General features: G+C 60.5%; 20 protein-coding genes. 10 read left to right on the plus strand and 10 right to left on the minus strand.

Annotated features, from left to right (window positions below):
- On the minus strand, positions 1-1,335 hold a 1,335-nt coding region (mobH, locus tag DBY63_RS17030), incomplete at its 3' end, for a MobH family relaxase (protein WP_177411469.1).
- A gap of 141 nt (positions 1,336-1,476) precedes the next feature.
- Here mobH and DBY63_RS17035 point away from each other — a divergent pair.
- The gene (locus tag DBY63_RS17035; RefSeq protein WP_093256579.1) at positions 1,477-1,827 is read left to right on the plus strand and encodes a hypothetical protein; all 351 of its coding nucleotides are present in this window, start codon (positions 1,477-1,479) and stop codon (positions 1,825-1,827) included.
- Positions 1,828-1,870: 43 nt separating this feature from the next.
- On the opposite strand, the gene DBY63_RS17040 is transcribed toward DBY63_RS17035, so the two are convergent.
- A complete protein-coding gene (locus DBY63_RS17040) occupies positions 1,871-2,401 on the minus strand; it encodes a hypothetical protein (protein WP_108582469.1) in 531 nt (176 codons plus the stop codon).
- Between the two features lie 140 nt (positions 2,402-2,541).
- On the opposite strand from DBY63_RS17040, the gene DBY63_RS17045 reads away from it, so the two are divergent.
- Positions 2,542-2,742 carry a hypothetical protein gene (locus tag DBY63_RS17045; RefSeq protein ID WP_093256585.1) on the plus strand — a complete coding sequence of 67 codons (201 nt, stop codon included), beginning with the start codon at positions 2,542-2,544 and terminating at the stop codon, positions 2,740-2,742.
- Between the two features lie 17 nt (positions 2,743-2,759).
- Positions 2,760-3,806, plus strand: a complete 1,047-nt coding sequence (locus tag DBY63_RS17050) for a hypothetical protein (protein ID WP_108576216.1) — start codon at positions 2,760-2,762, stop codon at positions 3,804-3,806.
- A 40-nt stretch (positions 3,807-3,846) separates the two neighbouring features.
- Here DBY63_RS17050 and DBY63_RS17055 read toward each other — a convergent pair whose 3' ends face one another.
- On the minus strand, positions 3,847-4,323 hold the full coding sequence (locus DBY63_RS17055) for a PD-(D/E)XK nuclease family protein (RefSeq protein WP_108576215.1): 477 nt from the start codon (positions 4,321-4,323) through the stop codon (positions 3,847-3,849).
- Positions 4,324-4,462: 139 nt separating this feature from the next.
- Here DBY63_RS17055 and DBY63_RS24790 point away from each other — a divergent pair, with 139 nt between their 5' ends.
- On the plus strand, positions 4,463-4,696 hold the full coding sequence (locus DBY63_RS24790) for a hypothetical protein (protein WP_108576214.1): 234 nt from the start codon (positions 4,463-4,465) through the stop codon (positions 4,694-4,696).
- 704 nt (positions 4,697-5,400) lie between these two features.
- Here DBY63_RS24790 and DBY63_RS24795 read toward each other — a convergent pair.
- Complete coding sequence (locus DBY63_RS24795; protein WP_146750263.1) at positions 5,401-5,925, minus strand: hypothetical protein; 525 nt, start codon at positions 5,923-5,925, stop codon at positions 5,401-5,403.
- Between the two features lie 188 nt (positions 5,926-6,113).
- Here DBY63_RS24795 and DBY63_RS17060 point away from each other — a divergent pair, with 188 nt between their 5' ends.
- Positions 6,114-7,589, plus strand: coding sequence for a UvrD-helicase domain-containing protein (locus DBY63_RS17060; RefSeq protein WP_108576212.1), 1,476 nt, complete (start codon positions 6,114-6,116; stop codon positions 7,587-7,589).
- Between the two features lie 246 nt (positions 7,590-7,835).
- Here the strand turns inward: DBY63_RS17060 and DBY63_RS17065 are convergent, their stop codons facing one another.
- The 3 genes from DBY63_RS17065 to DBY63_RS17080 form a co-directional block, all read right to left on the minus strand.
- On the minus strand, positions 7,836-8,705 hold the full coding sequence (locus tag DBY63_RS17065; RefSeq protein WP_108576211.1) for a DsbA family protein: 870 nt from the start codon (positions 8,703-8,705) through the stop codon (positions 7,836-7,838).
- A 757-nt stretch (positions 8,706-9,462) separates the two neighbouring features.
- A complete protein-coding gene (locus tag DBY63_RS17075; RefSeq protein ID WP_093256604.1) occupies positions 9,463-10,350 on the minus strand; it encodes a hypothetical protein in 888 nt (295 codons plus the stop codon).
- A 19-nt stretch (positions 10,351-10,369) separates the two neighbouring features.
- Positions 10,370-11,251, minus strand: coding sequence for a hypothetical protein (locus DBY63_RS17080; RefSeq protein WP_108576209.1), 882 nt, complete (start codon positions 11,249-11,251; stop codon positions 10,370-10,372).
- A gap of 189 nt (positions 11,252-11,440) precedes the next feature.
- Between DBY63_RS17080 and DBY63_RS17085 the strand changes: the two genes are divergently transcribed.
- Positions 11,441-11,824 (plus strand): histone-like nucleoid-structuring protein, MvaT/MvaU family, encoded by a 384-nt coding sequence (locus DBY63_RS17085; protein ID WP_093256612.1) that lies wholly within the window; start codon positions 11,441-11,443, stop codon positions 11,822-11,824.
- 577 nt (positions 11,825-12,401) lie between these two features.
- Here DBY63_RS17085 and DBY63_RS17090 read toward each other — a convergent pair.
- Positions 12,402-13,229, minus strand: coding sequence for a hypothetical protein (locus DBY63_RS17090; RefSeq protein ID WP_143075311.1), 828 nt, complete (start codon positions 13,227-13,229; stop codon positions 12,402-12,404).
- Between the two features lie 274 nt (positions 13,230-13,503).
- Between DBY63_RS17090 and DBY63_RS17095 the strand changes: the two genes are divergently transcribed.
- From DBY63_RS17095 to DBY63_RS17105, 3 genes are all read left to right on the plus strand, one after another.
- A complete protein-coding gene (locus tag DBY63_RS17095; RefSeq protein ID WP_108576208.1) occupies positions 13,504-14,022 on the plus strand; it encodes a hypothetical protein in 519 nt (172 codons plus the stop codon).
- 70 nt (positions 14,023-14,092) lie between these two features.
- On the plus strand, positions 14,093-15,340 hold the full coding sequence (locus tag DBY63_RS17100; RefSeq protein ID WP_108576207.1) for a site-specific DNA-methyltransferase: 1,248 nt from the start codon (positions 14,093-14,095) through the stop codon (positions 15,338-15,340).
- Positions 15,341-15,425: 85 nt separating this feature from the next.
- On the plus strand, positions 15,426-15,713 hold the full coding sequence (locus tag DBY63_RS17105) for a hypothetical protein (protein WP_093256625.1): 288 nt from the start codon (positions 15,426-15,428) through the stop codon (positions 15,711-15,713).
- Between the two features lie 6 nt (positions 15,714-15,719).
- On the opposite strand, the gene DBY63_RS17110 is transcribed toward DBY63_RS17105, so the two are convergent.
- Complete coding sequence (locus DBY63_RS17110) at positions 15,720-16,028, minus strand: hypothetical protein (RefSeq protein ID WP_093256629.1); 309 nt, start codon at positions 16,026-16,028, stop codon at positions 15,720-15,722.
- Between the two features lie 98 nt (positions 16,029-16,126).
- Here DBY63_RS17110 and DBY63_RS17115 point away from each other — a divergent pair, with 98 nt between their 5' ends.
- A complete protein-coding gene (locus DBY63_RS17115; RefSeq protein ID WP_108576206.1) occupies positions 16,127-16,417 on the plus strand; it encodes a hypothetical protein in 291 nt (96 codons plus the stop codon).
- Here DBY63_RS17115 and DBY63_RS17120 read toward each other — a convergent pair.
- Positions 16,414-16,836, minus strand: coding sequence for a response regulator (locus tag DBY63_RS17120; RefSeq protein ID WP_256594419.1), 423 nt, complete (start codon positions 16,834-16,836; stop codon positions 16,414-16,416). The genes DBY63_RS17115 and DBY63_RS17120 overlap by 4 nt on opposite strands.
- Positions 16,837-16,865 lie beyond the last annotated feature (29 nt).

Consider the following 16,865-nt stretch of genomic DNA (forward strand, 5'->3'; position numbering starts at 1 on the left):
CAATACCTCTACTGACGCAGCCGCAGTACCGCGCGCGTGTGGTAAGTCGAAGCGCAATTCGTGCGGCGGTAACCCCACAGTAGCGGCCACCGATGCCGGCGGCGTTTCGAACTTGAAGAGTGCCTCCGGATTGACCAGCTTCAGACACTTTAGGGTGATCGGCTTTTCCCGCCCGACGTTGATCATGTCGATTGTCGTGTGCCAATACATCGAGCCATCGTCGGCTTTGGCGACCACACCGTGATCAAGCAGTATGCCGCCGAGGACATCCGCACTCCGGGGAATTGCCTTCACTCCCTGCGAATGAAGGTATTCCGCGACCTCCGCCGCTGACTGGGACCATACGACATAGACTTCCCCGCCGATGATCCATACCCGCTGGCCAGGCTCGTTGATCCGCCACGTTTTCGTAGCGAGGAAATGGATCATCGTATCGAGCACCAGCGCCGGTATCGGCACGCCGCTGCCCATGCCAAATTGACGGGATGCGTCCCCGCCGTGCTTCTGCATGTCGAGCTCGACAGACTTCGAGTCGCACTTTGCAACGATCGACGCGAGGGCTTTGTCGCCCTCGCGTCCGGACATGGCATTCACCATCTCGGTGTAGATGTCCGCGCCTTCAGCCCGCAGCCATATCAACAGCTCCTGAGGCAAGAAGCGCGCTATGAGCGTGGCCGCGAGGTCCCGGTGAATGCCGTGCCGATTCGGCGTCCAGCTCAGGTAATAGCGGTCGATATCGTGCTCAGCAGCCCAGACCGGGATGGATGGGCCCATGGGGTCCCAATGACGATCGCCCATTTCGTCCGCTACGACGACGTCGCTGAGTACCTTGCCCAGGTCGTGCATCAGAGCGGCCAACACCGCGGCGACGTACCAACGGTTTTCCCTCACCAATCGCTGCGCCGGATACAAGGCGTAGTCGAAAGAGGTGCATTTGCAGCTGTTGAACGCAAACATCGCCACTTCCAGCGAGTGCGCAAGTAACCCACCTGGGCCCCGGTGATGATGTGACTGGGAAGCCGGGAGCAGGTGGACGAACTCAGCTACCCCCTCGAAGACCGGGAGCAGTAAGCGATCGAAGCCTCGATTGGGCAAGCGCACGCCACTCGAGAGCTTCTGGAGGGTCGCTTTGTGAGGCTGCAGCAATACTGTCCCCGGGACACGGGCCGGCCATCCTCTTTGAAACGGCGGGTACCGGAGCAGCGCCTCATCGCCAGCTTGGATGTACTGCTGGATCTCAGGCGCGCTCATGTCGAGCAGTTGAATATCACGCACGCTGGCGAGAGGCTTCGCCGCGGTTTTTTTCGGCGCGAACCATCTTTTGAAAAAACGCATCAAGGCCTCCAAAGTTGATGTCATTTTTTCAGGTCAAGCGGGGAAGGGTTGCTGAGTTACAGCCCGAAATTGGCCAGGATTAGCCGCTAACGGGCGTGGACGGCGCCATACACTCGCTGCTCCTAAGACCGGAGCACCTTGATGACACGAAGTGGCAGAACACAGAAAAGGGGCGAACTGGAGCAGGCGTCGTTACGGAAAGCGCAGGCGAGCATCGCCCGAAACGAGCAGACATTGGGTGCCATAGCAGACATGGTGATCTTCGACGCAAGGTCGCGTCAGGCGGACGACTATCCCGATATCGCTGTTGACCTCAATCCAGAGCGGCACCGCGACGACGCTACGTCCTTGCCATGGACAAGCCAGCGGATGCTTGGTCTCAAGCTACCGATCCTGTTTCTCGCGCTGCTTGCGAGCGGAATAGCCGCTGGCGTGCTGGTAGGTTGGGTGAGTTATGGCTCTGCGCTGTACCGGTACATTGCAGGCCAGTAGGACTGCTGCGATGGCGCGCCGGCGAACGACCGGCGCCTCCCTATCACTTCGCTTGCAGGCACTTCCCGCGGAGAGAAGGCGGCACACCTTTAGGACCGCCCTTTGCCACCAGTTCCCACTCGCGCTCCGTCAGGGCCATACCGGCACCCTTGCAGAACTTTCGGTACGCGACGAGATATTCGGCCTCGCTGCCGGCAACCACCGGCTTGCTGACCGGAGCTGAAGGCGCCGGCGGCGAGAATGCCAGGGCCTGGTCGATCGCACGCCCCATACCATAGGTGACCGCGGTGACCGCCACGCTGTCCTTCGGGCCTCGGCCGTCCGGCGCAACCTGCAGATCGTGGTAATTACCATGGGTCGTCATTACAACGTCCTCGCTTCCCATCACGTGCTGATACGCCGGCTTACGTAGAGCTGCGCCGCCGCGGCCATCATGCCCCCAGCTACTGTAAAACTCGTGGGCCAGACGGGTTGGAACGTAAGTTGTCTGCGGCTGCGCCACGGTGTCCTTGTTGTGGCTCGAGCAAGCAACAAGCAAGCTCCCTGCTACCAAGGCGACGAAGAGTTTTTGCATGGGATCCCCCTTAACGTTGCAGGGACGGTACCGCGAGTTACTCGGCGCTTGGCCCAGGTTCACCCCTGGCCAGGGCATGAACTCGAGACTTGCGTTATCGCGGCCTTGCGTACATTGAGCATCTCAACAGGACATCTGCAATGAAACCGACAGCCAATCGTTCCGACAGCATCGCCTTCCTCCTTGGCTTCATAGCGGCAGCGGTACCAGGTAGCTGGTACCTACTCAGCTTGAGCTATGGGGAGAACGGCGCGAAGGTCGCGCTGGTGGTCGCGGCCGAATTCGCGGCGGGTTTCATTGCGCAATACGTCCATCGAAAGATCAGAGCACGACGTACGTAGCGCGGAGCACAAACGAGATGAACGACAGCCAAGCACCCATCGAACCAGTGAAACGCTCGATCAATAGCCTGACCGCCTTCTGCAAGGCGATCGGGGCGACAAATCCGGAGGTCGTCGGCTCCGCTACGCAAACCTGGCTCGACCCTGCGATTCTGGAAGAGGACCCCAGAAGCAAAATGCGCATCTACGAATCGCCCAAGGTGCAAGCGCATATCGCAAGCCTGGTCGAGGCCTGGATGGACAACGACCATATCCCGATGGTCGAGGTGCAAGTCGTCGACGGCCGCTGCTACATCCGCAAAGGGGTATGCCGTATCCGCGCCGCGATGATCGCTCGGGAGCGAGGCGCGATGATCAAGCGTGTGGAAGTCTACGAAGCCCGCGGTCTCACCTCACCCATAGTCCGGGCGCTCACGGCTGACCAGCGACTTCCCCTGACGCAAATCGAACGTGCGCACGGGTATCAGAAGCTGGTCGACGAAGGTTGGACGACGGAAGCCATCGGTAAAGCAATCAAGCTCAGCGGCGCCCATGTCCGGGAAAGCCTGCGTCTGCTTCGACTGCCGGAGTCGATCCAGCAGCTGATCGACCAGGGTGTCATCAAGGCCCACACCGCACTGGACGTTGCCCGCGCACACCCGTCCGATGCCGAAAAACTCATCCTCGAGGCCTACCACAATCAGGTAGCCCTCCTGGCCAAGGAAGCTGTCGCCGACGGCGGCATTGCAGGCGACGGTCAGGAACCCGGAACACCGGCTCCGAACAGGCCGGTGCGTCTCACCGAGCGTGACATCGGTAGGCCGACACGTCGCATTGGCAAACGGTTTGTTTCTCAGATGGCCTCGACTATCACCGGCTTCTCCGAGCGACTGCGAGCTACAGCTGTCCCGAACGTGGCCCAAGGCACTGTCGCAGTAGAGATTCCCCAGGCCGATTACGAGGCATTCCTCAAGCTCTCAGACGAAGCCGCCGCGCACATCGCGAAAGTCGAAGAGAAGGTCGAAATTGGCGTCGGCCATCAGATCGACGCACGCGCCGCCGCCCCCTCCGCCACACGCCACTGAGTGACACGCCCAGCAGCTCGGCTGGGCGCGTTGCATCGAATCACAGGCGCTGTCCTACCGGGCAGCCCGTGCGCTTTACGCAAGCCTTGCACACCCCGGCCGCCGGTATCTTGGGACGGGCCTTCGCACCTTGCCCTTTCAATATCCAGTAGCGGTTCCACAGGCTAATGATCACGCTGCTGGGCAGAAGCCGCACAGCCGTATAGGTGACGCCCTGTGGGGTCACCAATCGCACGTAGCCCTCCGACGCCACGGGCCAGTTAGAGCCCAGAACTGTTTGGCTCTGGCGGGAAAGAATCGCTGCGTACACGCTCAGCTGAATCACGTCTTTGAGGTAAACGCGCGCGGCCGCCCTCCGTTTTGTGTCAACGACCACCAGCCAGCCGCCGGCAAGGAATACCTGGTCTACCCGCCCGTGCATCGGCACCGGCACATCGGTTTCGATATCCCGTTCAGACAACACGACCTGTCCTCCGCGAAGAAGGGGGGGTATCGGTTCACTCCAGTTCTGGCGCATATCCTAAGTCCTTGGTTCGCTATTAAAACCAGCATACCTCTGTTATTGAAAACGCAAGCGCTCACTCGCGCTACGCTGTCTTGCGTTTTTGCTTGGTGCGATTAAGGTAAAGACAGGCAAACCATTGGAGTTGGGAAATATGAAAGGTAAGCGTCGCGAAAAGCTTTCTGTTTCTGCTACCGAGCTTTCAAAGTTAGGGCACTGTGAGGTGATGGTAGCGCTTAGGCTCGCTGACGATCCCCACCACAATCAAAAGGAAGCTGCTCTTGGTAACGCAGAACATGATCGCTTCCACTTACGAGCTGTACTCAACATGGGCACGGCGGAAGAGTTCGAAAGGCTGAACAATAGCGTGCCGCAGAAACCCCGATAGGGCCTGTTGCACAGCCGACAGGCCTATACGAACGCCTGAAGCCTCTACTGTCGATTTATCGCATATTGGCGAAACGTCTTAATACCGGAGGCACATTCGATAGTGATACTTTCAAGTGCCCAAACGACTGGCCATAGATGGATGGACTATCCGAATTTAAATCAAGCCCAACTTGGGAACCCTGCCCTATCCAACCCTTCAACGGCCCATAAAGCTGGTTGACGCGATACACCGATCCCTCTACGTCACACGACGCGGTGCAATAGCACGCCTCGTGCCATTGACCAGGAAGACCAATCACCAGGGCCAGGTGCAGCCTATCGTCGTCTGGCAGCAGATACCCCCTAGCCACATAACGGGGATACTTGTTACTTATTACCTCAAAGCACCAGCATCGGTTCCTATCTAACGGTGGAAGCGCCGTTTTTCGAAGCGGGGTCAGGTTTGGCTCTGAAAACTCTTCGGATACGACCACCGGCGTTTCCCATGCTAGTCGACATAGCCTTATGTAACCAGCCCGGTTTTTCTTGGTATCCAAATGGCGCAGTGTCGAAAGGACAAGGGTATAGGCTTCTATCGAAACCCCGAATGCCAGACCGGGCAAGGCAAAAAACAACAATAGGGGATTTGCCCAAGGAACAATATTGAGCCATAGCAACGCTGCTACTGCGTGAAGTAATAACGAGACCCAGGGTTTCGCAGCGCTATAGGCTTCTGCAAGGACCAACTTCACCATCTGGCACAGCTCCTAAGTTAGCAAGTATCGCCCTGCGGGCCCCCGCTTGTAAGCCAGCAGAAAGGTCAAAGCCTTTCGCTGCTAATTTCACGAGCTGCAGCGCCTGCATTGATTGATAGGTAGGGTTTCTATAAACCGAAAATTTAGCCCACTCGGCTGCTTGCATTAGGATGTCGGGCTCACGGCTGGCCGTGACCAAAGAGATCGCATAATCGGCGGCGGCCTGATTATTTCCTCTTTCACCGGAGTACCGCAGGAAAGGCATCGCTCGGCTCAGGTCTCTTTCAAAGGTGCCGTTGCCAAACAGGTAGAGCCGCCCTATGGCGGCTGACGCGGAAACATCCCCAGCACACGCGCGAGTGCGAAGGTTCGCGACGTTCAGAGCAATGGGATCAACCCATTCGCCGGAAGGGGTATCTGCAGGCGCCGCAGGCTCGGTGGGTAGCGCGCTCACCGCCATACCAGGTGTCAGCCAACCGCCAAGGACAAGCATCAACGCTACCTCAGCTATCACACACCTGCTTCTCATCACGGCGACGTTCGAAATGGCCTTATTGGGGTCCAGCGTACTCAACAACACCGCAGCGGTACCGTCAGTTCGTGCCCTCTACCGGCCCGAACCGCCGGCCTTTCGCCCTCCGCAGTCGATAGCATCGGGACATTGCCAGAGGAGGATGCTGCGTGGAATTTCAATGGACAGCGGAGCAGTTAGCGTTCCACGAATGCAAGGCCCCGCGGATCCGCGTGAAGGCTTTCGCTGGAGCCTCCAAAACCACCTCGCTGGAGGGCTATACCAAGCGGTACCCGAGGTTGAGATTTCTCTACGTCGCCTACAACCGAAGCATTGCCGACGAAGGAAAGGCGCGTTTCCCGTCCAACGTGAAATGCATGACTTCCCACCAGCTGGCCTTCAAAGCAGTAGGCCGGCAATTCCAGCACAAGCTTGGCGCGTCGTTGCGGCCGGCAGACATGCGCGCCGTCCTGGGAACGAATGACTGGGCATTGATCAACGCGGTCATTGCGACGGTCAACGGGTACCTTTGCAGTGACCTGGAGGAGTTCCACGAGGATCACCTGCCGCTGTACAACGGACGCCCTATGGCCGAAATGCCTCCGGCGTTCATTGCGGAAGTCTTTCTCCAGGCTAAAGAGGTTTGGCGGCGCATGATCGATCCCCAGGACACGACCGTACCCCACCTTCACGACGCGTATCTCAAGCTCTACTACCTGAGTAAACCGGACCTCAGTGACCGCTTCGATGTGATCCTCGCGGACGAGGCCCAGGATCTGAACGGCATCACGTTGGGGCTCATCAAAAATCAGTCGTGCCGAGTGATATTCGTCGGGGATCCCCATCAATCGCTCTATGCGTTCCGTGGCGCTGACAACGCTTTGTCCGATCCGGATCTGGATGACTCCGTCGATCTCTACCTGACGAAGTCCTTCCGCTTCGGGCCGGCGGTGGCCACCGTGGCCAACATCATCCTGAGCTACAAGGGCGAGCAGCTGAAGATCATCGGCGCTGGCCGGCCGACGCAGATCAAAACTCAGCTCGACGACGGCGTTCGAGGAGCTGCGTACCTCTGCCGGACGGTCTCTGGGGTGATCATGACCGCGCTGGAGTTCGCTCCTCAGGGAAAGACGCTCTACTGGGTCGGTGGCATTGAGGCGTACCAGATCGGCGACTTGGAAGACCTGGTCTGGTTCAGCCAGGGCAAGACCGACAAGGTACGGTCAAAGCGCCTCCTGAAGGACTTCGCCGACTGGACCTCCTATCTCGCCATGGCCAAGGAAAGCAAGGATCGGGAGATGGCCCGGCTCATTAAGGTGGTGGGTCTTTTCCCGGACATCGAGAAGCGACTGGCGCGCCTGCGGGCACTGACCCAGAAGGACGAAAAGGACGCCGACGTCATCCTCTCGACCGCGCACCGCTCCAAGGGCCTTGAGTGGACGCACGTCTACCTGGGCGAAGACTATCCCGACCCCCTGGATCCAGAGCTCGCGCCGGATGCGCGCCGTGATGAGCTCAACCTGCTCTACGTCGCAGCGACGCGAGCTAAGCATCAGCTGGCCATCAACTCTGTCATCTTGGGGATCATGCGGGATTTTGAGCGAAGCCGGAGGCGAGCGATCGAGCTCGCAGAGGCGGCTGACTAGCGTTGCTACTCGAGCACGCTTAGATGGGCAGAAGGGAAAAACGCGTGCCCCTGGCCAGCTCGGCGCCGGCGTGCGCTGAGAGTGAAGGTGGGCATTGCTGAGCAGCGTTGCCCGCAGGTGCATGGGCGGGCGATGGATCCGGTGCGCGGCAGGCGCTAGGGGTGATTGCGCGGCTGGGAGCAGGGGCAATCACCCTGGTTGATTACCCTGACACCCGCACCTGCCCAGCGGACCGGCTACCGGGTCCTACTGTGCTTGATCCGCTTTGGACCCAAAGCCAAGGATCTTTCGCGAAACCTCATCGCCCTGGTCTTGATGTTTCCCTTGCGCCTTGTCCGCCTCAGCCTTCGCTGCGGCCTGCTCAGCGGCCATCATCCGCTTCATGATCGTGACAAACGCGCTGATCGGTTGGGCGCCCGAAACGAACTCTTTCTCGCCGGTCAGGTTGTCGATCACTACCGTCGCAGGCGTACCCGTCGCTCCGATTTTCTCGCCCATGCGGACGTGCTCCGCTATCCGGTCCTTGACCTTCCCACTGCTGATGCATTCGTTGAATGCCTTCATATCGCCGCCGAGTCTGGATACCAAACCAGGCAGATCTTTCACGCCGGCGCCGTTACCGGCCGACTCTTCGAAGATCTGGTCGAGGATCACCCAGAAGCCCCGGTTGCCTTTCTGCTCCGCATAGCACTCAGTAGCGATAGCCTCATCGGTGGCTGCAGGGTTGTGGAAGCCGAGCGGCATATGGCGCCACTGCCAGTTAACGGCACCGTTGGACTTATCGACGATCTCTTTGAGGTTTGGGTGCAGGCGTTTGCAGAATGGGCATTCCAGATCGGAAAATTCGGCGAGGGTGAAGCGCGCCTTCAGATCCCCATAAACCCGGGCATCGTTCGGTACCTGGTCCGCCGCGCGTCCGAAGCGAGCGAACTGTGCCTCGACCCAGGCCTGCTTCTCGGCGCGCTCTTTGGCGAACACGCCAATCTCGATGCCGGCCGCGATCTTGCGGTTGAGGTACTCCTCACCGGCGAAATAGAAAAGGCCCGCAGTGATGATCTGCGAGACAGCTACGGCGGATACCAGGGTGAGGAGATGAGCTTTCAATGCTGGCTTCATGGGAGATCCATAGGTCATGGTTTCCCAAACGATAAGCAAGCCGGCCGCCGCAAAGTCTCGAGTCCCGTCCCTGTATTGGGTGGAACCCGCTTTAGAAGGTCTCCCGGTCAACAACGCGAAGCCGGACCGGACGCGATCGCGCCACCTGAAAAGCCGTCGCCCTCCTTGCAGTACTTCTGCCCCTCGCCACGGGAACTGCCAACTGCCCGCGGTGAGCCATGAGGGCAGTCGCTATCGGCCCGCTGATAGAGGCCTCCGAAGCGCTTTCGACCCGGTGCCGCAGCGCGAGCTGCTCAAGACAGCTTCCCGCCCACGCCGTGCTCGAAACAGCCTGTGGCCGTCCCCCCAAAAGTGCCATTCGTTCTTCTGGGGTGGTGTCCTTTCCGATATCGGCAAGGAGCACGACAAGCTGTTCGCCATATGCCTTCAACGTGACCGCCAGAGCCTTTAGCCTTTCCTCGAGCGCCCACTGGAGCACCTGGACATCGCGATAGGCCCTCACGTCCACCTGCGAAAGGCCTAGGCCCTGCCCTTTAGCGTCGAGAATGTTCAGCCGACGCTGCAGCTGTCGCAACTCAAGAGAGAGCGTCCAGAACTTGCAAGAGACGCAGCGAAGCTCTTTGCGTAGGACAAAGAAGCAGTTTCGAGACACACGTTCTGCCATTGGGACCTCAGATTTGACAAGTTCGCGCCGACCGTGCCCGCGCTATGCGCAGGCGTGTGGGACGGAGCAATCTAGCTCCGCCCCCCGGCCACATCAGTAAAACGCGATGGGGGTTTCGCGGTTGGGAAGGAAGAAGGCTGTGTTGCGAGGCAAATTCCTTCCTAACGCACTCCCCAAGTCGACCTGACCTACGTCCCCCACAACCCAGCCCATCCTCTTCCCGAAGCCCTCTGCCACCAGCGCGTCGAAGCCTATCGCCACCACCGTTGCCGGGTAGGCGCCACGGTCAACCGGCGCGTACCCATCGCCAACAAACACACCTTCGGTGTTGACGTAGAGCTGCGCGATCTTCTTTCCGGTTTCCGTAGCGACCGGTCCGATGAAGCGGCGTGCAGAAGTTGATTTTTCGTCCGCGCGGATAGGCTCAAACGTCCGCTCGATCATACCTAGCAGCTTGTTCCCGCAGCTCTGTACAGCGGCCGCAGCATCCTTCGTACCGGACTTGGGCTCGAAGCAAACGAAGGTACCGATCTCCGTTCGCGGGTCGAAAGAGTTGCTCCCAAGGACGGTGACCGCCAAGCCCGCAGCACCGACATTCCCGCCCAGGGCGTTGAAGGCGGCAAGCTCAGCAGCATTACGATTGGCCGGAGCCTGCCTCGCAACCGAGCTGATGTTCTGTTGGGTCTGTTCGGCGGACGTTTTCTGCACGGCCTGGATGCTAAAGGCCCCAGCGCGGACCGCTTGAAAACTCGGCATCCCCAGCACGCTGAAAATCTTTTCTGCAGCCGTTGCATCTGCAGAAAACTGAAGTGGCTTTTCATTGGCAAATTGCACCGCGTTATCGGAGCCCGGCCACACCTTCAAAGCCAGTGGCGCCGGCGTCACCGCCTTGGCATTCGGGTCCAACGCTGCAGGCTGGCCGGCACAACCGACCAGGGCGCCTACTACAGTCGCCGCAAAGACTATCTCTACATATTTCATATGCTGGATATCCGGCTCGTTAGTAGACCGCTACCGGCTGATCGCCGTTGGGGAGATAAAAGGCCATATCCTTGGGAAGCTGTTGCTTAAGCAGCTCTGCCCATTCCACTGGCCCAATCTCACCTAGTTCGGCGCCGGTCATTTTGCCTACACCGCTAGCCAGTTTTTGCTGAATAGGGATCGCTACGATTCGGGCCGGATATCCCCCGCGGTCTTGCGGGGCATAGCCGTCAGTCGCGTAGGCCTCCGTTCCAATGAAGATCTCGCCAACTTTGCTAACAGTCCCGGACCGGACGATTCCAGCGCGAACTTGGCCGAAGCCTATGTTCAGTACCCGTGTGGTTGGCTGAAACAGGCTATTCACCAGGCCAGTGACCTTTTCGCCACACTTTTGAACGGCATCATTCAGATCGGCCGTCTCGGTTTTCTTTCCGAAGCAGTATGCGAAGCCTAATTTTGTCCGGGGATCGAACGTGGCGTCCCCCAGCACTGTGATTGCGGTCCCGGCAGCGCCGATACCACCACCGATGAGGTTGTAGGCGATGAGCGACCCGTCGTTGTTGTAGCCCGCCTTGGGGCTGGTAGCGGGGCGGATAGCGTCTAGCACTTGCTCTTTGGTGGCCTGGCGCAGATAGGGATTTCGGATGCCCTTCTCTTTGACCGTGCTCAGGCTGGGCATACCAAATACTGCGAACAGCTTATCCGCGGCAGTGACACTACTCGAAAAGCGCAGCGGTTCTTCGTTCGCAAACATCAGGCTAGATGTCTTGCCGTCCCACGCTTTGAAGTGGGGAGCAACGAGTGCTGAATCGGGTACCGGCTTCGACTCCGTGTTATTGGTAGCGCAACCGGCAACGGCGGCTACTGCGGCGGCCAATGCCACCAGCCGAACAATTTTCATGGTGTTACTCCTGTGTTGGTTTTATCCATGGAACCACGCTTCCCCAAAAACGCAATGGGGTATTCCCCCCCAAACTCAACCGCCATTGGCGCGTCCGTGACGCCCAATAATTAATTTGCGTTTTTTCCTAGTCATTTATAAATGAAAAGGCTATAACGGCAGCCACCGCCTAATCTTGAGGAGATCACGATGTCCCTGATCCAAGAATACCGTCAGACCGAAGCCGCTATTGCAGAATTGCAACAGCGTCTTGAACAGCTGAATACCGACGAACGCCTGCAGAAAGAACTCGATTTCGAGAAGAAGCTGCGAGCGCTGCTCGGCGAACATAACAAGTCGCTGCGCGACGTCATTGCAATCCTAGACCCCAACGCCGGCTCTGCCTCTGGCAGCAAGTCCAAGAGCAACTCGGGCGCAGCCCCGCAACAGCGCCGGGCGCGTACGCTCAAGCGCTATAAGCACCCCGAAACTGGTGAGATCATCGAGACTAAGGGTGGCAACCACAAGCTTCTGAAAGCCTGGAAGTCCGAGCACGGTGCCGATACCGTCGAAAGCTGGCTCCAGAGCGAGTAATCACGCGGACCGACGCCGGCGGGCCTTGTGCGGCACCGCCGGCGCTGTCATCATCGGCGCTCTTAATCCAACGCCTGTGCTTTGGATGCTCCACCAGCTGCATGGCAGCACTCTCTTCGCAGCAGGCTCTTTCAGGCCCACTGCTCCTCTGTAAGATTCTTACACTCAACTCGGTTGCCGATCACTCCGCTGATCCTTGGCCGATTTGTCGCGCGCGCATCAAATGCCCACGCGCCCCCGGTTTCATACGTCCAGAAGGCGGCCACTGCCATAAGTGCTGGGAGCTCTACTTCGGTAGAGGTCCTGTCGCATAGCGAAAGAATCTTTCGCTATGCGACGGTGGGGCCAGCAGACGGTGCCCCGGGTGATCTTTACCTACAAAACAGCTGCTGTTGCAGAGATGGTGCGAGGGTTCGCTACATCCGATCAGGATCTCCTGTCGGAACGGGCGAACCCGCCTCCACCCTGCACTGCAGGGCCCAGGCGACTGGCGCATCAGGCTCCAACACTGTTCCGCGGAAGCGGAGCAGCAAAAACCCGGCTCATGGCCGGGTTTTTTTTCGCGCGCAGAAAGGCGCTATCGCGGGTGCGGGTCGGTGATGTCGCGCGCGGCTACGGCGATCAGGCAGCAGTAGAACAGCCAGCCACCGATGCTTACCAGAAGCAGCGCGACACCAAGCCAGTTGCTGGTGGCATCCAGCGCTCTCGCTGTCGCCTGCAGGGTCACTCCGCACAGCGTCAGCAGCCGCATCGGGCCGAGCACGAGCTTCTGCGATTTGCTGAGCTGTGCCTGAACGGCCCGCGCGGAAGACCATGTCTCTCGACCGGCCATGACTGCAGCCACCAGGTACGGCTCGAGCCGGCCGCCCATGATGACGAAGAGCGGCATCAGGCTCAGCTGCTGTTCCACCGCGGTGGTGTAGAGCATCACGAGCAGCGGGCGTTTCTCCGCGCTGAAGAGGTCCAGCGGCAAGGTGGTGAGGGGTAGCGCCCCGCGCTTCCAGGCGCCGATATCGGAGCCAAGCATCGCCAGGACCGCCAGCGCGTTCAGCGCAATGCCGATGACCAGGGCAAGCGGCGCCGCTACCCGAAAGAAATTTCGCCACGGTGACCCGGTGCCCACGGCCGTGCGCAGGACGGAGCGGTCTCCGAGCATCCCTGCACGCCGGAGCGCGAGCGCCAGCACCAGGAAGATCAACGGCGAGCACAGGCTGGCCAGGTGAAAGGCCGCTTTGCCCAAGATGAGCAGAATGCTCACCGTGGTGAACGCTGCCAGCAGCGTCAATGCGACAAAGGCGGGTAGCACCTGCACGAATAACGGGACAGCCTGCTTGATCCATCGCGGCCAATCCGACCACCGCGGCGTATGGGACGCCACGCTCTCTTCCATCGTTGCTGCTTCCATATCCTCTCTTCCACCCAGGTGCTGCGCTTCTCGCGCGGGGTCATGGGTAGCTTATCGATCCGCAGCCAATTGCAACCTGACTCGTCAGAGCGCTGATCGCGCCTCCGGTTCCTTAGGCGCTGCGCCGCAACTGGCCAAAGGGAAGGCAACCTAGTCAAGCCGGCGCCCAGGGTCAACAGCCCCCCTTCGAACCGGTCCCGCAAGCGGCATGAATGGCCGTTTGCATTTACCGCGGCTCGTGGATGCTGAGCAGGTTCAACTTGAGGAATCTGCTATGCACAGAAATGATCACGCGCTGCAGCTCGTCGTCACCAGCGAGCCCACCACCCAGGAGCTCTACAACCTCCTCGGTTGCTACTGCCTACCGTTCGAGGACCTGGTGCTGACCAACATGCGCCAGGTGCTGGGATCCGGGTACCGCAATGGCGCCTATCAGATTCGCCGCTACTTCAACGGGGCTTTCGCCCTGGTGCTGCCTGTCGAGGGCGGGCTTGTGACGGCGACCCTGGGCCAGGTCGAAGAATCCCTTTCGCTCGAAGCAGCCAGCTACCTGTGCTCACTACTGGCGCTGTCGCAGCTGATCACCGTCGCGCACAGCCGCAACGACCACGACGACCACTCCCGGCTCCATTACCTCTACTACGGATTGCTGGAGGTCCTGAGGGCCGACCCGACGTTCGCTGCGACCGCGACCGCGCCGCACCATCGTCCCCTGACCGACGAGGAGATTCGCATCGGCGGATCGCTCGCGCCGTTCGCCTACCAGCCGGCCCTTGAGCGCCTACTGGATTAGGCCACGCCCTTGCATTTCCGGTACGCCTGGAAAGATGAGGCGTATCCCTCCACCTTGAGCCGTCCTCACCATGGTCCAATCTCCACAGCTCGACCTCTTCCCTCTCGTCGAAGCGGCCTTCCGGAACTGTCCGGATCGGCCGCTGGCCAACGCGGAGCTCTACCGCCTCGTCGGCGCCGCCGCAGGGCTCAAGGACCGGGAGGTTCACGCCAAGCAGCCAATTGGCGCGGCCGGTCAGCCCCGCAGCCCCGTAACGCGCGAGATTCGCTGGCATCAGCAGACCCTCAAGGCCTGCGGCATCCTCGAGCGCGTTCCACATGAACGAGGGGTGTGGCAACTGACCGAAAAGGCGAAGCGCGGGATGCATCGAGCGGCGCCGCAGGTCACGCTGCTGGGGTTCAGCACGTCGCTGGGCCTGGCGCTGTTTGGCCATTCGCCGCGGGCGCTGCAGGGGCTGGAAGAGCGCATCGACCTCGTACTCACCTCCCCACCCTATCCTCTGCAGCAACCACGGGGATACGGTAATCCGAAGGCGAGCGAATTCACCGACTTCATCTGTCGCACGATCGAGCCCTTGCTGGGCAACCTTGCCAGCACCGGTAGCCTGGTCCTGAACCTGTCCAACGACATCTTCCTTCACCGATCGCCGGCGCGTTCCACGTATCTGGAGCGTCTCGTCATCGCCCTGGAAGATCGTCTTGGCCTGCACCTGATGGACCGCCTGGTGTGGGAGAACCGCAGCAAGGCACCGGGCCCCCTCCAGTGGGCGAGCCTCAGCCGGCAACAGCTCAACGTTGCCTGGGAGCCATGCTACTGGTTCTCGCCTGATCCGCTTCGATGCAAAGCGAATAACCGGCGGGTCCTGGTACCGCATTCTGATCGGCAAGCCAGGCTCATCGCGGCCGGGGGCGAGACGCGCCAGACCTCCTATGGCGACGGCGCCTACCGCCTGCGCCCGGGTAGCTTCGCGGCGCCCACAGAGGGTGCCATACCGAAAAACGTGCTGCAGATTGGCCACAGCTGCAGACGCGGCCGTGAGCACCGGAAGGCGCTGGTCGAAGCCGGACTACCAGCGCACAGCGCGCCCTTCCCCTTCGCCTTGGCGGACTTCCTCATACGGTGGCTGACTGAGGCGGACGACCTGGTGGTGGATCTGTTCGCCGGCCGCATGATGGTCGGGCGGGCCGCCGAAGAAGCCGGGCGACGCTGGATCTGCGTCGAGAACATCCTCGAGCACGTGATGGGCGCAGCGGCACTCTTTCGCGGGTTCGACGGCCTGTGGGTCAACCCTGCGCTCCAGCCTACATCGCAGCTTTGAACGCCCGGCGCTGGGTCGAACTCAGGCTTTTCGAAGACTGGCCCTGGCTACCCTGCTGCTGTCGATCAAATCGGAGCTCGGCAGCATGCACCTTCTTCAGCGAATCACCCAGGGCACCACGAGCGGGACGCTCCTCGCAGTCGGCTTTTGCGGCGCCATCAGCATCGCATTTTCCGCCGGCCCGCTGAGCCGATCGCTGTCCGGGGGCAACGCCGTCGACGGCTGCCCGATGTCAGCGGATCGGGCGTCGAGCTCCCAGCAGCTCGACGCCGCCAGCCTGGCAGCTTCGCACCCGAACCTGCTGAACGAGCCACCGGCCTCGCCGGACTGGCTCGATCACTCCTTGGCGGCTCTCTACTGCCACGCCAAGTAGCTCAGCTCAGGCGCGCTCTGGCCGCCTGTGACTCTCATCGATCCTGTCTCGAACCGCGCCCGCTATCCGCCGCCGAGGCTTCTGTTTGCGCTTGAGGTACTCGGCCCGGCACTGGGCGAACCACTCGCTGGCCAGGCGGACGAGATGTCGGTGCTGTGGCGCGGTAATCGAACCGACATCGAGCAGGGCCAGGATGTATCCCTCCAGCTGCCCGTAGAGGCGAACCAGGTGGCCAAGGCCCATAACGGCCATCTGCTCAATCAGCGCGACCCAGCGCAGCCGCGCTTGCTGGGGAAGAAACTCAAGGTCTGCCATAACGCCTCCTTAAGGTCATCGTACTACTGTAGACCGTCTCGGTTCGGCCGCCAGCCCGGTAGTAGGCGTCACCACCCCACAAATGCAGGTACGCCGGCATGACGTTCTCTCCGGAGCAGCACATCCAGTTTCTGCTTGCCGTGATCGTCCAGGCGAAGCGGCTGCACGCCGACTCGGCCGACGGACACCATATGGATTGGCCTGAGCTTGATGATCTGCAGCAGCAGGCGTGGGCGTGGAGCGCCTGTCAGAGCCTGGGCCACCCTCTTCAGCGGTGGCGCGCGGCGATAAGCGCCACACGGCAGCCAGGTCAGACGGTGAAGCACCTGCTGTCGATGCTCGACGGCCCGGGTGCCGAAGAACTCCGAGCTGTTCAGCGCGCAGGCTAGTCCCGGCGCTGGTGGAGCGCTTGGACGTTGCGGCACAGGGTGGTCAGCTGACCGAACGACCACGGCTTAGGAAGGAACGAGGCCTTCGGTAGCTCCGGTGTCGCTGAGACATCGCCGGACGATACGACGATCGAAGTTGCTGGCCAGCGCGCCATCACCTGCTTGGCCAGGGCCAACCCATCCATGGCTCCGGGCATTCGCACATCGGTGAACAAGAGATCCGGCGCTTGCGCCGCGGTCTGCAGGTGCCGCCAGGCATCGTCCGCCGTCGCGAAGGCAGTGACGTCGAGGCCTTCGGACTCGAAGATCTCGGTCAGCATCTCCACAAGAAGCGGCTCATCTTCAGCAATCACTACCAGGCACATCGAGGCCACCGCTAGAGGAAACGCATGCATCACCAGATACGGACGGCGAGTCATTCGTTCGGCTGATCCGATGAAGGGATAGC

The sequence above is a fragment of the Pseudomonas sp. RIT411 genome (genome assembly GCF_003057735.2).
Taxonomy (GTDB): Bacteria; Pseudomonadota; Gammaproteobacteria; order Pseudomonadales; family Pseudomonadaceae; genus Chryseomonas; species Chryseomonas oryzihabitans.

Coding starts and splice junctions, on each gene's coding strand:
- DBY63_RS17035 (WP_093256579.1), top strand. CDS start 1,477: ATGACACGAAGTGGCAGAACACAGAAAAGGGGCGAACTGGAGCAGGCG.
- DBY63_RS17040 (WP_108582469.1), bottom strand. CDS start 2,401: ATGCAAAAACTCTTCGTCGCCTTGGTAGCAGGGAGCTTGCTTGTTGCT.
- DBY63_RS17045 (WP_093256585.1), top strand. CDS start 2,542: ATGAAACCGACAGCCAATCGTTCCGACAGCATCGCCTTCCTCCTTGGC.
- DBY63_RS17050 (WP_108576216.1), top strand. CDS start 2,760: ATGAACGACAGCCAAGCACCCATCGAACCAGTGAAACGCTCGATCAAT.
- DBY63_RS17055 (WP_108576215.1), bottom strand. CDS start 4,323: ATGCGCCAGAACTGGAGTGAACCGATACCCCCCCTTCTTCGCGGAGGA.
- DBY63_RS24790 (WP_108576214.1), top strand. CDS start 4,463: ATGAAAGGTAAGCGTCGCGAAAAGCTTTCTGTTTCTGCTACCGAGCTT.
- DBY63_RS24795 (WP_146750263.1), bottom strand. CDS start 5,925: ATGCTTGTCCTTGGCGGTTGGCTGACACCTGGTATGGCGGTGAGCGCG.
- DBY63_RS17065 (WP_108576211.1), bottom strand. CDS start 8,705: ATGAAGCCAGCATTGAAAGCTCATCTCCTCACCCTGGTATCCGCCGTA.
- DBY63_RS17075 (WP_093256604.1), bottom strand. CDS start 10,350: ATGAAATATGTAGAGATAGTCTTTGCGGCGACTGTAGTAGGCGCCCTG.
- DBY63_RS17080 (WP_108576209.1), bottom strand. CDS start 11,251: ATGAAAATTGTTCGGCTGGTGGCATTGGCCGCCGCAGTAGCCGCCGTT.
- DBY63_RS17085 (WP_093256612.1), top strand. CDS start 11,441: ATGTCCCTGATCCAAGAATACCGTCAGACCGAAGCCGCTATTGCAGAA.
- DBY63_RS17090 (WP_143075311.1), bottom strand. CDS start 13,229: ATGGAAGCAGCAACGATGGAAGAGAGCGTGGCGTCCCATACGCCGCGG.
- DBY63_RS17095 (WP_108576208.1), top strand. CDS start 13,504: ATGCACAGAAATGATCACGCGCTGCAGCTCGTCGTCACCAGCGAGCCC.
- DBY63_RS17100 (WP_108576207.1), top strand. CDS start 14,093: ATGGTCCAATCTCCACAGCTCGACCTCTTCCCTCTCGTCGAAGCGGCC.
- DBY63_RS17105 (WP_093256625.1), top strand. CDS start 15,426: ATGCACCTTCTTCAGCGAATCACCCAGGGCACCACGAGCGGGACGCTC.
- DBY63_RS17110 (WP_093256629.1), bottom strand. CDS start 16,028: ATGGCAGACCTTGAGTTTCTTCCCCAGCAAGCGCGGCTGCGCTGGGTC.
- DBY63_RS17115 (WP_108576206.1), top strand. CDS start 16,127: ATGACGTTCTCTCCGGAGCAGCACATCCAGTTTCTGCTTGCCGTGATC.
- DBY63_RS17120 (WP_256594419.1), bottom strand. CDS start 16,836: ATGACTCGCCGTCCGTATCTGGTGATGCATGCGTTTCCTCTAGCGGTG.